The 13434-nt window shown below is 62.9% G+C and carries 13 protein-coding genes; 7 read left to right on the forward strand and 6 right to left on the reverse strand.

Annotation, left to right across the window (positions count from 1 at the left end):
• Positions 1–19: 19 nt before the first annotated feature.
• A complete protein-coding gene (locus Q0974_RS08130) occupies positions 20–832 on the forward strand; it encodes a hypothetical protein (protein WP_299326285.1) in 813 nt (270 codons plus the stop codon).
• Positions 833–836: 4 nt separating this feature from the next.
• A complete protein-coding gene (locus Q0974_RS08135; protein ID WP_299326287.1) occupies positions 837–1853 on the forward strand; it encodes a hypothetical protein in 1017 nt (338 codons plus the stop codon).
• 3 nt (positions 1854–1856) lie between these two features.
• Here Q0974_RS08135 and gatB read toward each other — a convergent pair whose 3' ends face one another.
• Genes gatB through gatC form a run of 3 tightly spaced genes read right to left on the reverse strand, consistent with a single transcriptional unit; the run spans position 1857 to position 5118 of the window.
• On the reverse strand, positions 1857–3359 hold the full coding sequence (gene gatB / locus Q0974_RS08140) for an Asp-tRNA(Asn)/Glu-tRNA(Gln) amidotransferase subunit GatB (protein ID WP_299326289.1): 1503 nt from the start codon (positions 3357–3359) through the stop codon (positions 1857–1859).
• A complete protein-coding gene (gatA, locus tag Q0974_RS08145) occupies positions 3350–4831 on the reverse strand; it encodes an Asp-tRNA(Asn)/Glu-tRNA(Gln) amidotransferase subunit GatA (protein WP_299326291.1) in 1482 nt (493 codons plus the stop codon). Before gatA ends, gatB begins: the two co-directional genes overlap by 10 nt.
• Positions 4831–5118, reverse strand: coding sequence for an Asp-tRNA(Asn)/Glu-tRNA(Gln) amidotransferase subunit GatC (gene gatC, locus Q0974_RS08150; protein ID WP_299326293.1), 288 nt, complete (start codon positions 5116–5118; stop codon positions 4831–4833). The genes gatA and gatC overlap by 1 nt, the downstream gene beginning before the upstream one ends.
• 136 nt (positions 5119–5254) lie before the next feature.
• Between gatC and Q0974_RS08155 the strand changes: the two genes are divergently transcribed.
• From Q0974_RS08155 to Q0974_RS08175, 5 genes are all read left to right on the forward strand, one after another.
• Complete coding sequence (locus Q0974_RS08155; protein ID WP_299326296.1) at positions 5255–6466, forward strand: DUF3089 domain-containing protein; 1212 nt, start codon at positions 5255–5257, stop codon at positions 6464–6466.
• A gap of 166 nt (positions 6467–6632) precedes the next feature.
• On the forward strand, positions 6633–7094 hold the full coding sequence (gene ruvX, locus Q0974_RS08160; RefSeq protein WP_299326298.1) for a Holliday junction resolvase RuvX: 462 nt from the start codon (positions 6633–6635) through the stop codon (positions 7092–7094).
• A 36-nt stretch (positions 7095–7130) separates the two neighbouring features.
• The gene (locus Q0974_RS08165; RefSeq protein ID WP_299326300.1) at positions 7131–7979 is read left to right on the forward strand and encodes a hypothetical protein; all 849 of its coding nucleotides are present in this window, start codon (positions 7131–7133) and stop codon (positions 7977–7979) included.
• A 73-nt stretch (positions 7980–8052) separates the two neighbouring features.
• Positions 8053–9042 (forward strand): aspartate carbamoyltransferase catalytic subunit, encoded by a 990-nt coding sequence (locus Q0974_RS08170; protein WP_299326305.1) that lies wholly within the window; start codon positions 8053–8055, stop codon positions 9040–9042.
• A complete protein-coding gene (locus tag Q0974_RS08175) occupies positions 9039–10265 on the forward strand; it encodes a dihydroorotase (protein WP_299326308.1) in 1227 nt (408 codons plus the stop codon). The genes Q0974_RS08170 and Q0974_RS08175 overlap by 4 nt, the downstream gene beginning before the upstream one ends.
• Before the next feature lie 18 nt (positions 10266–10283).
• Here the strand turns inward: Q0974_RS08175 and Q0974_RS08180 are convergent, their stop codons facing one another.
• From Q0974_RS08180 to Q0974_RS08190, 3 genes are all read right to left on the reverse strand, one after another.
• Positions 10284–11783, reverse strand: coding sequence for a tetratricopeptide repeat protein (locus Q0974_RS08180; protein ID WP_299326310.1), 1500 nt, complete (start codon positions 11781–11783; stop codon positions 10284–10286).
• Between the two features lie 15 nt (positions 11784–11798).
• Positions 11799–12470 carry a hypothetical protein gene (locus Q0974_RS08185; protein WP_299326853.1) on the reverse strand — a complete coding sequence of 224 codons (672 nt, stop codon included), beginning with the start codon at positions 12468–12470 and terminating at the stop codon, positions 11799–11801.
• A gap of 142 nt (positions 12471–12612) precedes the next feature.
• Positions 12613–13335, reverse strand: coding sequence for a ParA family protein (locus tag Q0974_RS08190; RefSeq protein ID WP_299326313.1), 723 nt, complete (start codon positions 13333–13335; stop codon positions 12613–12615).
• Positions 13336–13434 lie beyond the last annotated feature (99 nt).

Here is a 13434-nt window from a genome sequence, read left to right on the forward strand (position 1 = left end):
TTTTTTGGAGGGGGCGCACATGAAATTTTCGAAGACAGTATTTGGCCTTGGCCTCACCGCATCGCTCACATCCCCTTTGCTGGCGCAGGATGCCGACGCTCCGGCGGAGGCACAAGACACAGTAGTCGAAGCAGTTGCAGAGGCGGAAGCAGTTGCCGAGGATGCAGATGACGGCGTCATCACCGCAGCGGAAGCAGCAGTTGCCGAGGATGCAGCTGGAGGCGCCATCGCTGCAGAGGAAACAACAGCGATGGAAGTCGAGGAAGTGCCTCCTGTATGCGAGTTGCACGTCTTCCCGACGCTCGAAGGCCAGGCGCAGACAACCACCCTGCTGTCGGGCTTTGGTGTCATTGGTGCAGTTGCCGATGCAGCTGGAAACGAGGACGAGAATGTGTCCGACGCAGAGTATCTGCGCGATGCGCTCAGCCCGCGCTTTCAGGTTGAGGCGTTCCAGACCATCGACCTGCCCGCCCAGCTGGGAATGCCCGAGGGTACCGAAGTAATCTTCCAGACCCCGATTGCCGACCGTGACATCACCACCGAAGTCCGTACCCGACTGACCGAGAGCACGCATGAATGCTATGCCGAGCTGATCGTCACGCAGAACCTCTATCTCAAGCGCGCGATCTATGGCCGCTCGCTCAACAACCGCTTCATCTTCAAGGATTTCCGTGACGGCGTTGAAGAAGCGCGCATGCGGCGCGGGCGCGGCGGCAACGGGCTTTCCCATTTCCCGCCTGAAACACCCGAAGAGCGTGATGCAGCCGATGCCGATTTACGCGAGGCATTTCTCGAAAACTTCGAGGAGTACTCGCGTCGTTTCCGGAGGTAAGCCCGTGCGACTGGCGAGCCGTTTGCTGGCGGCGGGGGTGACACTAACTCTGTTGCCCATTCCCGCCTTCGCCGATCCGAATAACTATGTGCCGGTTGAGGCGCGCGAGGTTGAGCCTGCTCGTCCCGTGGCCGTGCTGCTGCCGCAGTCGCGGATTGCCAGCAGTATCGAACTGGGGCGGATCATGTTCCCGGGCGGCGGCGGTGGCGCGCTGGGGGCGATATTGGTCCATGGCCAGAACAGCATTCCCGAGCGGCTGGCCGAAGGTGCTCTAGAGCGCGCCGAAACGCGAATTGTGCCACTGCTCGAAGCGCTTGACAGTTTCGACGTGGCTCCGCTGGCAACTGGCGCGACACAGGTCGTGCTGGAAAACACCCCGTGGCTGGGCGCAGGTCCGCCCGAATTACTCTCTCGTGCACCGGAGCAACCCGACGGCGAAGGGGCGAGCACAGGCGTCAGCTTTTCGAACCCGCGCAGCGGCGGGCTGTTCGAGTACGAGTCAAACCAGACCGAAGCCGCGGAGGCATGGGTCGCCAACACCAGTTATTTGCAACGTGAATTCAACGCCGCGCATGCCGACGCGGAGGAAGTCGCGCAATTCCTGTGGCGCTACCAGATGTCGCCCGATTTCACGCAGGTGCAGGTGGTTGCCGACGTGTCCCTGTTCCGGCCCGGCGAGAGCGAAGCCTTCTACACCCAGCAACTCATCAGCTCGGTACGCCTTCGGCGACCATCCTTCGTCGAAGAGGAGAATGTCGCTATTTGGGCCGCCAATGACGGGGCCCTCGCGAAGACGGCAATCGCCCGCGCCTTCGCACGGGCGGGGGACATGCTGCCGCATATCCTGGCGCAGGACGAAGCCGGGTTCGAGCAAGCGACCGATCTTGATCGCGAAAGCGTAACCGCGGCTGGCTATCACGGCCCCGTTCTGTTTCACGACGAAGCTGGCCCGCTGTTCTGGGCCCGCGACGACGACCAGAATCTCGCCGCCTTTGTGGCGACGCAGGTGGTGCGAAACTAAGCCCTACCCCAGCTTGTCCTTCAAAATCTGGTTGACCACCGCCGGGTTGGCCTTGCCCTGCATCGCCTTCATCGTCTGGCCGATGAAGAAGCCGAACAGCTTGTCCTTGCCGCCCTTATATTCCTCGACCTTGTCGGCATTGTTTTCGAGGATCTCGGCAATCGCCGCCTCGATTGCGCCCGTGTCGGAGGTTTGCTTCAGCCCCTTCTCCTCGACGATCTTCTCCGGATCGTCGCCGGTTTCGAACATGATCTCGAACACCTGTTTCGCCAGCGGGCCGGAAAGCGTACCATCGGCGACGAGCGCCAGCAGTTCCGCACCCTGCGCCGCGCTGATCGGCGATTCCTCGAGCGTGACGCCAGCCTTGTTGAGACCGCCGAACAAGTCGGAAATCAGCCAGTTGGACGCCGCTTTGGCGACGTCGCTTTCGGGCTTGTCCTGCTTCTTGGCGCTCTCGGCCAGCAGCGCCTCAAACCAGCGCGCCGTCTCCGCCTCGGCGGTCAGCACGGCGGCGTTATAGGCGCTAAGGCCCAGTTCGTTCTCGTAACGGTGGCGCTTGTCATCCGGCAATTCGGGAAGACTCGCGCGGGCGTCCGCGACGAATTCCTCGGAAAGCTCGATCGGCAGCAGGTCGGGATCGGGAAAGTAGCGATAATCGTGCGCATCTTCCTTGGACCGCATCGAGCGGGTTTCGCCGCGATCGGGATCGAACAGCCGCGTTTCCTGCACGACCGTCCCGCCATCCTCGATCAGATCGACCTGGCGGCGCGCTTCGGTCTCGACGACTTGCTGAATGAAGCGGATCGAATTGACGTTCTTCGTCTCGGTGCGAATACCGAATTCATCCCCAGGCTTGCGCACGGAAACATTCACATCGGCGCGCATCGAGCCCTGTTCCATATTGCCGTCGCACGAGCCAACGTACCTGAGTATCGATCTCAGCTTCCGCACATAAGCACCTGCTTCGGCGGGCGATCGCATATCGGGCCGCGAAACGATCTCCATCAACGCGACGCCCGAGCGGTTGAGATCGACATAGCTCATCGTCGGATGCTGATCGTGCATCAGCTTGCCCGCATCCTGCTCGACATGGATGCGTTCGATACCGATCTTCTTGACCGTGCCCTCGGGATCTTTTTCGTCGAGCGACACCTCGATCTCGCCCTCGCCGACGATAGGGTGGAACAGTTGCGAAATCTGGTAGCCCTGCGGCAAGTCCGCGTAGAAATAATTCTTGCGATCGAAGCGCGACCAGCGGTTGATCTGCGCGTTGAGCGCGAGCCCCGTCCGCACTGCCTGACGAATGCACTCGCCATTCATGACCGGCAACATCCCGGGCATCGCCGCATCGACTAGCGACACATTGCAGTTGGGCTCCGCACCGAATTCGGTCGAAGCGCCGGAAAAGAGCTTGGCGTTGGATGTGATCTGAGCATGGACCTCAAGGCCGATCACGACCTCCCAGTCTCCCGTTGCGCCCTGTATGCGATATTCACTCACCACCATTTCTCCGCCCGATGCGTGAAGCCGGCGCGTTCCTCCAGCGCTAGCCCGGCGTTCATCACACCCTGCTCGTCCAGCGCCTTGCCGATTACCTGCAGACCCAGCGGCAGGCCCTGGCCATTCAGCCCGCCCGGAACGGCGATCGCTGGCAGCCCGGCCAGCGAACTCGGCACGGTGAAGACGTCGTTTAGATACATGGCGATCGGATCGTCGCTCAGATCGCCGAGTCCGAAGGCGGCGGAGGGCGCGGTCGGAGTCAGCAGATAGTCGCAGCTCTCCCAGGCAGCATCGAAATCCCGCACGATGAGCGTGCGCACCTTTGCAGCCTGCGTATAATAGGCGTCGTAGAAGCCGGCGCTCAGGACGTAGGTGCCGATCATGATCCGGCGCTTCACCTCGTCGCCGAACCCGGCTGCGCGGGTCGCGGCGTACATTTCCTGCAGGTTCGCGCCCTCGGGCAGCTCGCGCTGGCCGTAGCGCACGCCATCGTATCGCGCGAGATTGGCCGAGGCCTCAGCCGGCGCGATGATGTAATAGGCGGGCAGCGCGTACTTCGTGTGCGGTAGCGAGACTTCGACAATCTCCGCCCCAGCATCGCGCAACCATTCCTCGCCCTGTTTCCACAGCGCATCGATTTCCTCGGGCATATCGTCGACGCGATATTCCTTGGGAATGCCTATCTTCTTGCCCTTAAGGTCGCTGCTAAGTCCGGCCTCCCAGTTCGGCACGGGCTCGTCCAGCGACGTCGCATCGTGCAGATCGTATCCGGCCATCGCCTCGAGCAGGATCGCGCAATCCTTTACGCTGCGCGCCATCGGCCCGGCCTGGTCGAGCGAACTCGCAAAGGCCACGATGCCGAAGCGCGAACAGCGGCCATAGGTCGGCTTCACGCCCACAATGCCGGTGAAAGCGGCAGGCTGGCGGATCGAACCGCCTGTATCCGTGCCGGTCGCCGCGGGCACGATATGCGCGGCGATCGCCGCCGAGGTCCCGCCCGAACTGCCGCCTGGCGAGAGCGGCGCATTGCCGCCATCGTTGCGCTTCCAGGGCGAAATCACATTGCCGAAATAGCTCGTCTCGTTGGAGGAGCCCATCGCGAACTGGTCCATGTTGAGCTTGCCGAGCATCCCCGCGCCCGCCGCGAGCAGCTTGCCCGACACGGTCGATTCATAGGGCGGGACAAAGCCCTCGAGTATGTGGCTCGCCGCCGTCGACTGGACGCCCTTCGTGCAGAACAGGTCCTTGATGCCGAGCGGCACGCCGGACAGCGCGGCCACATCGCCCGCCGCGAGCGCGCGGTCCGCTTCTTCCGCCGCCTTGATCGCCTTTTCCGGCGTCGTCACGATGAAGCAGTTGAGCGCCTCCGCACCGGCAACGGCATCGTTGAACGCATCGGCGACTTCGCGCGCGGAAAACTGACCGCCGCGAAACCCGTCGCGGATCTCCGCAACGCCAAGATCGATAATGTCCGCCACTATTCGATCACCTTCGGCACGCCGAAAAAGCCATGTTCGGCCACCGGCGCATTGGCGAGGATATCGTCGCGTTTGTCGCCATCCGTGACCACGTCCTCGCGCATGCGGGTGTGGTTCTCGATGACGACCGACAGCGGCTCGACGCCGGACGTATCGACTTCGCCCAGTTGCTCGACAAAGCCGAGGATATCGTTGAGATCGGGCTTGAGGCGCTCGGCCTCCTCTTCGCTCATCGCAATGCGAGCGAGGCTCGCGATGCGGAGCACGGTTTCGGTATCGACGGACATGGCCGCGCGGCTAGCATCGCCCTGCCCCTGCTGCAAGCGCGTATGACGCAGCCGAGCCCGCCCGGCGTTGGCCTTTGGGACAGCTTGGCCTATGGCGCGCGCCAGACCAAAACTTAGCGCTTTGAAAAGTGACGCAATGGCCGCCCGAATTTTCCTCTATCTGATCGCGATCATCATCGTGCTGATCCTGATGGCCGGCATCGCGTGGACGTTGTTTCAGGACGAACTGCTCGAGATGGTGCTCGTGCCCAGCGCCGAGGTCGAAGTGCTCGAAGAGGTCGAGGAAAGCGCCTATGCGGACCGGGCGATGTGGCTGATCCGGCCCGATATCGCGGACCCGCCGAGCGACTGGCTGCCCGAGGGTTTCGGCGAGGAACCAGCCCAAGAGGCTGACGGCGAAACCGAATTGCCCGAAGAGGAAACGATGGGCGACACGGCCCCGCCGCCTGCTGCGCCTGCCGAAGACGCCGACACCCCCCGCATCCCCGTCTTCTATGTCCTCCCGACCACCTATCTGGACCGGGACCGCTGGAACGCGCCGATCGACAGCCCGGCCGCGCGCCCGCGCCAGGAGCTGTTCGCCGCAAGCCAGGCGAGCATCTTCAACGGCGTCGGCGAAATCTGGGCGCCGCTCTACCGCCAGGCCGTAATCGGCGCATTTCTCACAGATCACGGCAATGCCGAAGTGGCGCTGCGCTACGCGTACAATGACGTCGAGGCGGCGTTCGACTATTTCCTCTCTGAAATTGGCGAGGACCAACCCTTCATCCTTGCCGGCCACAGCCAGGGCGGGCTGCATGTCACGACGCTGCTCCATGAGCGGATCGCGGGAACAGACCTCGCCGGGCGGATCGCGGCGGCCTATATCATCGGCTGGCCGATCTCGGTCGAGGCGGACCTGCCCGCCCTGCCCCTGCAACCCTGCACCGCGCCGGACGCCGTGAACTGCATCATCGCTTTCCAGAGTTTCGGCGAACCCGCCGACGCGAACCAGATCACGCGCATCTATAACGGCAGCACCGGCTATACCGGCGATCTCCGTGGCGACACGGCGATGCTCTGCGTCAACCCGCTGACCGGCGACCGCGACGGCGCGGCCGATGCCGACGCCAATAGCGGTTCGCTGCTCCCCAACGAGGATATGAACGACGCATCGCTCGTGCCCGGGCTGATCCCGGCGCGCTGCGACCATCAAGGCCTGTTGCTGGTCGGCCAGCCGCCGGAAGACTATGGCCGCTACGTCCTGCCCGGCAATAACTATCACGTCTTCGATTTTATGCTCTTCTGGAGCAATCTGCGCGCCGATGTGGAGCGGCGCGTGGCGGCCTATCGGGCGGCGACGCGGTGAGCGATCTCGAACGGCATGTGTTCCCCTCCCCTCGATGGGGAGGGGCTAGGGGTGGGGTGACCTACCAGTCAGGCGATTGTTTCCGGATAGCTCACCCCCACCCAACCCTCCCCCATCAAGGGGGAGGGCTTAGTGCGTCCGATCCTCGAAAGCGGAACCTGCCTCAATGATCACCACTGCCCCCGCCGATTTCCGCGCAGCGCTGCCCGATGGCGGGCGGCTGGCCGGGCTCGATGTCGGCAGCAAGACGATCGGCGTGGCGCTGTGCGACGCCGAATGGACCTTTGCGAGCGCGGCCGAGACGGTGAAGCGCCGCAAATTCTCGGTTGATCTTGAACGACTGAAGACGATTTTCGCCGAGCAGCAGGTCGCCGGCCTCGTCATCGGCCTCCCGCTCAATCTCGACGGCACGGACAGCCCGCAAACCCAATCCACCCGCGCCTTCGCCCGGAACCTCGATCAAGCCCTCGACCTCCCCATCCTCCTCTGGGACGAACGCTGGTCCACGCAAGCCGTGGAACGCGCGATGATCGACGCCGATATGACGCGGAAGAAACGGGCGGAACGGGTGGATGCGGCGGCGGCGGCGTTTATCCTGCAGGGGGCGATTGATGCGCTTACCCGATAAGAGTTGGTCGTAGACGTACCGCGATGCTATTCCACAATGATGAGCGCTGTTGCCTTACAGTCGAGACGTTACCTGACCCGGACCGTTTCCGCCGCGATTTTGCTCGTTGTTTCTGTTGCCTGCTCTCCTGAAACAGCCGCCACGCAACTGGTCGAAACACCGCAGCGGATCACTTCTGTTGAAGGGCATTTGAGCAGACTACAAGAAATTGACGCTGAGAGCATAACCAGCAGCGACTGCGAATCTCAGTTTTCGCGCGCCGAGCAGCTCAATGCTAGTGACCTATTCTATGCGTCAGCCGTATGTTTCGCGGTCGAAAACCCATTACGGGGCAACTTTCTGCTGGCTGCTGGCTGCTGGCTGCTGGCTGCTGGCTGCTGGCTGCTGGCTGCTGGCTGCTGGCTGCTGGCTGCTGGCCAAGTCAGAGCCACGGCGGATTTGTCAATCCTAGAACCAATGACCGAGTCTGATGAAGATGCCGCAGCTTCGATTTATGGCCTAATATTCTTTCACTTAGGCGGCCCTGGCGAAGAAGTGATTTATAGGAATGAAAGCCAGTTCGAAGAATTGACGCAAATGATCGAGGATTGGCGACCGCAGTTCGACAGCGCATATGATCCGGGTTGGGAGGTTGCCGATTATCCAGATCAGGAATCGTATCGAAATGTGCTTGCCGAGTTTAAGGCTCATCGGCTCGTTCAACTCAATAATGTGAGGACCGTTTTTTCCGACGATCAGTATTATGCGTTGCATAGGCGGTTTGCAGAGCTTCAAGCCCGTGTTGGAATGTTCACCGAAGGATCGCCTGAATACGAACAATCCGAAGACCTTCAGCGCCGAATGAACGAGCGCGCGGAAGAACTTGGAGTTGATTGGGTCCAATAGAGCAAATGCGTTGTACCTGTTTGCTCGCGCCCATATTGCCCCCGCCCCCGCCCGCGTCTAAAGCACCCCTTTAATGCAAAACGCGATTCCCACTGCTGCGGCCACACCTGAGGGCGCGCATCCGTTTCCGCACAGGCATCTCACCGGTATTTTCGGGCTCCAGCCTTGGGAGATCACCTTCCTGCTCGACGAGGCCGAGCAATGGGTCGATTTGAACCGCCAATCTTCGAAGCATGACGACCGGCTCGCGGGCCTGACGCAGATGAACGCCTTTTTCGAGGCCTCGACGCGCACTTTGCTCTCGTTCGAGATTGCGGGCAAGCGGCTCGGGGCGGATGTCGTCAACATGCATGCCGCGCAATCAAGCGTGAAAAAGGGCGAGACGCTGATCGATACGGCGGTGACGCTCAATGCGATGCGCGCGGACGTCATCGTGATCCGGCACCAGGCGTCGGGCGCGGTGCAGCTGATTGCCGACAAGGTCGATTGCCCGGTGCTCAACGCCGGGGACGGCTGGCACGAGCATCCGACACAGGCGCTGCTCGACGCGCTGACCATCCGGCGGCGGCGAGGGGCTTTCGAAAAGCTGCGCATCGCGATCTGCGGCGATATACTCCATTCGCGCGTGGCGCGCTCGAACATCCTCGCGCTGACGGCGCTCGGCGCGGAAGTGCATGTGATCGCGCCGCCGACGCTCATGCCGCCGGCCATCGAGCGGCTTGGCGTGATCCCCTTCACCGATTTCGATGCGGGGCTCGAAGGCGCGGATGTCGTGATGATGCTGCGCCTCCAGAATGAGCGGATGCAGGGCGGCTTCATCCCTTCCCCGCGCGAATATTTCGCGCTCTACGGTCTGACGCGCGAGCGGCTGGACCGCGCCGCGCCGGACGCGCTCGTCATGCATCCGGGGCCGATGAACCGCGGCGTGGAGATCGCCAGCGACATTGCCGATGATCTGGAGCGTTCGGCGATCACGGAGCAGGTCGAGATGGGCGTTGCCGTCCGCATGGCCTGTCTCGACATACTGACCCGCAAGCAGCGCGGCGTGGAGGGCTGGGCATGAGCGGCCTGACGATCACAGGCAGCACGGTCGTCGATCCAGCAACCGGGGGCGTGACGGAGCGCGATATCGCCTGTGCCAACGGCCTGATCGCCGAGACACCGGCGGACGATGCCGCACAAATCGACGCCAGCGGCCTGCATGTGGCGCCTGGCATCGTCGATCTCGGCGTCTTCGCGGTCGATATGCCAGCCTTCGTGGCAGGCGGCATCACGCGGGTTGCGCTGATGCCGGATCAGGTTCCGGTCATCGACGAGCCGTCCATGGTTCAGCATGCGGCCACCGCGGGTAAGCCGTCCGTCTGGGTCCATCCTCTCGCTGCAGCGACGCAGGACCTGGCCGGCAAGGAACTGACGGAGCTTGGCCTGATGCAGCGGGCCGGCGCGGTCGCCGTGTCCACGGGCCGCACACGGATCGCCAATGCCGGGATCATGCTGCGCCTGCTCCGCTATGCCAATGCGCTCGATCTACCGGTGATTACCCATGCCGAGGACGAAAGCCTGTCCGGCCATGCCGTCGCCACCGATGGCGAGACGGCAACGCGGCTCGGCCTTGCAAGCGCTCCGGCCGTTTCGGAGGCGATGGCTATCGCGCGCGACATCATGCTTGCCGAGGAAAGCAGCGGGCATGTCCATTTCCGCATCGTGACGACAGCCCACGGGTTCGATCTGATCCGCAGCGCCAAGGCGCGCGGCCTCCGGGTTACGTGCGGCACGACGCCGGCGCATCTGCTGCTATGCGACGTCGATATCGGTCCCTATCGCACCTTTGCAAAACTCTCCCCGCCATTGCGCAGCGCAGAAGATCGCGATGCCGCGTTGGCGGCTCTGGCGGATGGCACGATTGATGTGATTTGCTCAGGCCACGACCCGCAAGGCCCCGAGGCCAAACGCCTGCCCTATGCCGATGCGGAAGCGGGCATGTCCGGCGCGGAAACGTTGCTGACTCTATCGCTCAATCTCGTGCGCGACGGCCATATCGATATGGCGCGGTTGTTTGCCCTGCTCTCGGCCAATCCGGCAAAGCTGCTTGGCGTGGACGGCGGATCGCTTTCGCCGGGGTCGGCCGCCGACCTGATCGTCTTCGATCCGGAAGCGCCCTGGAAGATCGATACCGCCGCCATGGCTTCACGCGCCGGCAATACGCCGTTCGACGAGCTGCCGGTCCAGGGCAAGGTCGTCCATACGATAAAGGGCGGCCAATCTCTCGATCGACCGCCCTTCTAATATCGAGTTGGCCTCGTTCTAGCGGAGTCCTGCGGCTCCCGCACCGTTGCGAGCGGCCATCTGCAGCGGTGCATCGCCCGCGCGGGTCCGCACAAAACATTCCTGACCGCGTGACCGAAGCGTCCGGCACATGCGCGCCGCTTCGCGCCGGCTTTCGAAACCGCCGAACGACAGGCGGTACAGCGTGCGGCCCTGCTCAAAGGTCGCGTGCGACGGTGTGTAATCAGCCAGCGCGCCATGACGGCGCACCGCGCGATCCCAGGCGACTTCGACGTTAGAACGCGTCGCGAAAGCGCCGAGCTGGATAACATAGCGGCCGTCATTGCTGCCCGCCTGACGTTGCGGTGCCTCGGGTTGCGCGACGGGAGCTGCCGGCGTGACGGGCTGTGCAGTGCGCTCCGGCGCACGAGCCGCACGCAGAACCGCCAGCCATTCTTCTTCGGCTGGCGCCTCAGCGGAGACCACGGGCGCCGTCAGCGCGACGATAACTTCTTCGGACGGCGCGGCAGCCGCGGCAATCGCCTCGTCGGCCTCGACGATCTCGAATTCATCCTCTTCCTCGACGATGAACGCATCCGCGGCCGGCGCGGTATAATCTTCGGTTTCAGCAACCGCGACACGCATCGGCTCTTCATCGGCTTCGATAACCGGCGGATTTTCTTCTTCGACCAGCGCGGTGAAGGCGACGACGACATCTTCTTCGACTGTTTCGTCGACGGCCGGCGTTTCAACTGGCGCTTCGGCAACGGCGACCGGCGCCGGAGTGGTCACCAGCGCAAGCCGGACCGGCTGACCCGGATCATTAACGTCGGCGGTGACGCCAAGCAGGCTCGCCACCTGATCCCAATCATGCTCGGGCGACGCAAAGCGTGTCCAATCCTGCATGCGCGAGTCGAGATCGGCCATGCTGATATCCTGCGCCGCCGTAACGCGTGCTTCGGCCCAGCGGCCTGCCATCGCATATGTCAGCGCGAGATTCTGCCGGGCGCGCGGATCGCCGCCATTGGCGCGCGCGGCCTGCTGAAGGATTTCGATAGCACGGTCGTGATTGCCGGCCAGCGCCATGGCGAGACCGAGATCGGACGCGCCCATCCGGCCTTCGAGATTGTTGAGTTCAACCAGCGCATCGGCGCGATCGCCCTGCGCGATCTGCGAGAGCGCCAGATTAAACGCCGTCCGATTGAGATCGGGATTGATCGACAGCGCATCGTGAAAGCTCGTTTCGGCCGATGCAAAACGCCCGGCGGCCAGATAGGCCCGGCCCAGCAGATGCCGATATTCGGCGCTGTTCGGAACGTGCTGTACCGCGCGCTCGGCATGGCGAATTGCCGCCACGCTGTCATTCGCGGAAAGCGCCTGGCGCGCGTCGGAAGCAGCGCGCGCGGCTTCCTGCGAAGCCCGGCTGTCGACCTCGGTTGCCCCCGTCGAGAACGCCCCGTTCGCAAGCGGCGTAAACCCGGCGATAGATGCGCCGACGGCAAGCGTCGAAGCGGCGAGTTTGATGATGCTAGGCTTCATTATACCCCTCCTCAATCAGTGCGTCTTGCCGTCAGCCGACTGGCTGGCGATGGACTGCACGTCAGGATGCTCTTCGAGAAACCGGTCGAGCGCTTCGGTGACGAGACGCTGCGCCGATTGATTGGTGATCGCCGAAGCGAGCCGCAATTTGAGATGCCGTTCCTTGTCGAGGCGCAGCGTAAAGGCAACCTTCTCGCGCGCCGGCACTGAGTCCGCTTTGGGTTTTTCGGCAGACTTGAGCGTTTCGCGCTGTGCTGGCTTCGCAGCGGCAGGAACAGCCGATTTGCTCGACAGCGGCGAGTCATCGTGCGGCTCGACGCTTTCGGACGCGTCAGCAGCAATTTCAGCCTGCTGTTCGTCTTCGCTAACGATTTCAGTTTCGACGTCCGGCTCGGCCTCGACGGCGGCTTCGATATCTTCGTCCTCGCCATCGTCCGTTTCAGCGTCTTCTGGCTCCATCGGGCTCAGCCCGCTGCGGCCACTTGGCGTGTATGGCTCGAAGGCATGGTGTTCGACCATATGGTCGGCAATGTCCGGATACTCACCCTCGGCGGTCTCGTCTGTCTCTTCGGAAGAACCGTTCAGTCCCTTTTCGAGCTGCTCGCGCTGCTCATGTACAGCAGGCCGCGGCGTTTCGCCGGCCTGATCGTCGTCGCCGTCGAACGCGCGCGACGGTTCGAAGCCCATATCGTTCCAGCCGAGATCTTCGGTGACGTCACCCTGCGGATTGATGAAGCCCTGACGCCGCATGGCGGGCTTGGCCGCGCCCTTGCGCGCAAGCAGACCCGAGGAAAGCGACGCGAATTTTTCTTCGCCCATCATGTCGCTCCTACTGGCCTGTCACCCGGCGGCCGAAACCACCTGTGGCGGGCCGCTGAACCGTTCCGGGCTGGGTCGAAAATTTGGGTCCGCTGAAAACTGTGCGCCGGAAATTCTTTTCGAGGCGGTCGGAAATATAACCCCAAAGCTCCTGTACTTCGGCGGCCGATTTGCCGTCCGGATCGATTTCCATGACGGTGCGGCCGTCGATCATCGATGCGGCGAAATCGGTGCGGTGATGGAGCGTTACGGGCGCAACGGTGCCGTGCTGGGACAGCGCGACCGCCGCTTCATAGGTGATCTTGGCCTTGGGCGTCGCCGCGTTGACGACGAAGATCAGCGGTTTGCCCGCGCGTTCGCACAAATCAACAGTTGCGCCGACGGCGCGCAGATCGTGCGGGCTCGGGCGGGTTGGAATGACGATGAGTTCGGCGACCTGAATGACGCTCTGGATCGCCATGGTGATGGCGGGCGGCGTATCGAGGATGGCGAGTTTAAAACCCTGCTGCCGCAACACTTCGAGATCGGCGGCCAGCCGGGCGACGGTCGTCTGCGCGAAGGCAGGCATATCGTCTTCGCGTTCGTTCCACCAATCGGCGAGCGAACCCTGGGGATCGATATCGATCAGAACCACCGGTCCCGCGCCGCTGCGCTGCGCCTCGACGGCAAGATGGCCGGAAAGCGTCGTCTTGCCCGAGCCGCCTTTCTGCGATGCTAATGCCAGTACCCGCATGATTTCCCCTTTGATGGCGGTATTTCATGGGAGGCATTGCCACTCGGGTGCCTAAAATCTGGTTAACGGCCGGCGTTAAATTTCGATTGATGTCCCGGA

The organism is Parasphingopyxis sp., assembly GCF_028279465.1.
Taxonomy (GTDB): Bacteria; Pseudomonadota; Alphaproteobacteria; order Sphingomonadales; family Sphingomonadaceae; genus Parasphingopyxis.

Coding starts and splice junctions, on each gene's coding strand:
- Q0974_RS08130 (WP_299326285.1), top strand. CDS start 20: ATGAAATTTTCGAAGACAGTATTTGGCCTTGGCCTCACCGCATCGCTC.
- gatB (WP_299326289.1), bottom strand. CDS start 3,359: ATGGTGGTGAGTGAATATCGCATACAGGGCGCAACGGGAGACTGGGAG.
- gatC (WP_299326293.1), bottom strand. CDS start 5,118: ATGTCCGTCGATACCGAAACCGTGCTCCGCATCGCGAGCCTCGCTCGC.
- Q0974_RS08155 (WP_299326296.1), top strand. CDS start 5,255: ATGGCCGCCCGAATTTTCCTCTATCTGATCGCGATCATCATCGTGCTG.
- ruvX (WP_299326298.1), top strand. CDS start 6,633: ATGATCACCACTGCCCCCGCCGATTTCCGCGCAGCGCTGCCCGATGGC.
- Q0974_RS08165 (WP_299326300.1), top strand. CDS start 7,131: ATGATGAGCGCTGTTGCCTTACAGTCGAGACGTTACCTGACCCGGACC.
- Q0974_RS08170 (WP_299326305.1), top strand. CDS start 8,053: ATGCAAAACGCGATTCCCACTGCTGCGGCCACACCTGAGGGCGCGCAT.
- Q0974_RS08175 (WP_299326308.1), top strand. CDS start 9,039: ATGAGCGGCCTGACGATCACAGGCAGCACGGTCGTCGATCCAGCAACC.
- Q0974_RS08180 (WP_299326310.1), bottom strand. CDS start 11,783: ATGAAGCCTAGCATCATCAAACTCGCCGCTTCGACGCTTGCCGTCGGC.
- Q0974_RS08185 (WP_299326853.1), bottom strand. CDS start 12,470: ATGGGCTTCGAACCGTCGCGCGCGTTCGACGGCGACGACGATCAGGCC.
- Q0974_RS08190 (WP_299326313.1), bottom strand. CDS start 13,335: ATGCGGGTACTGGCATTAGCATCGCAGAAAGGCGGCTCGGGCAAGACG.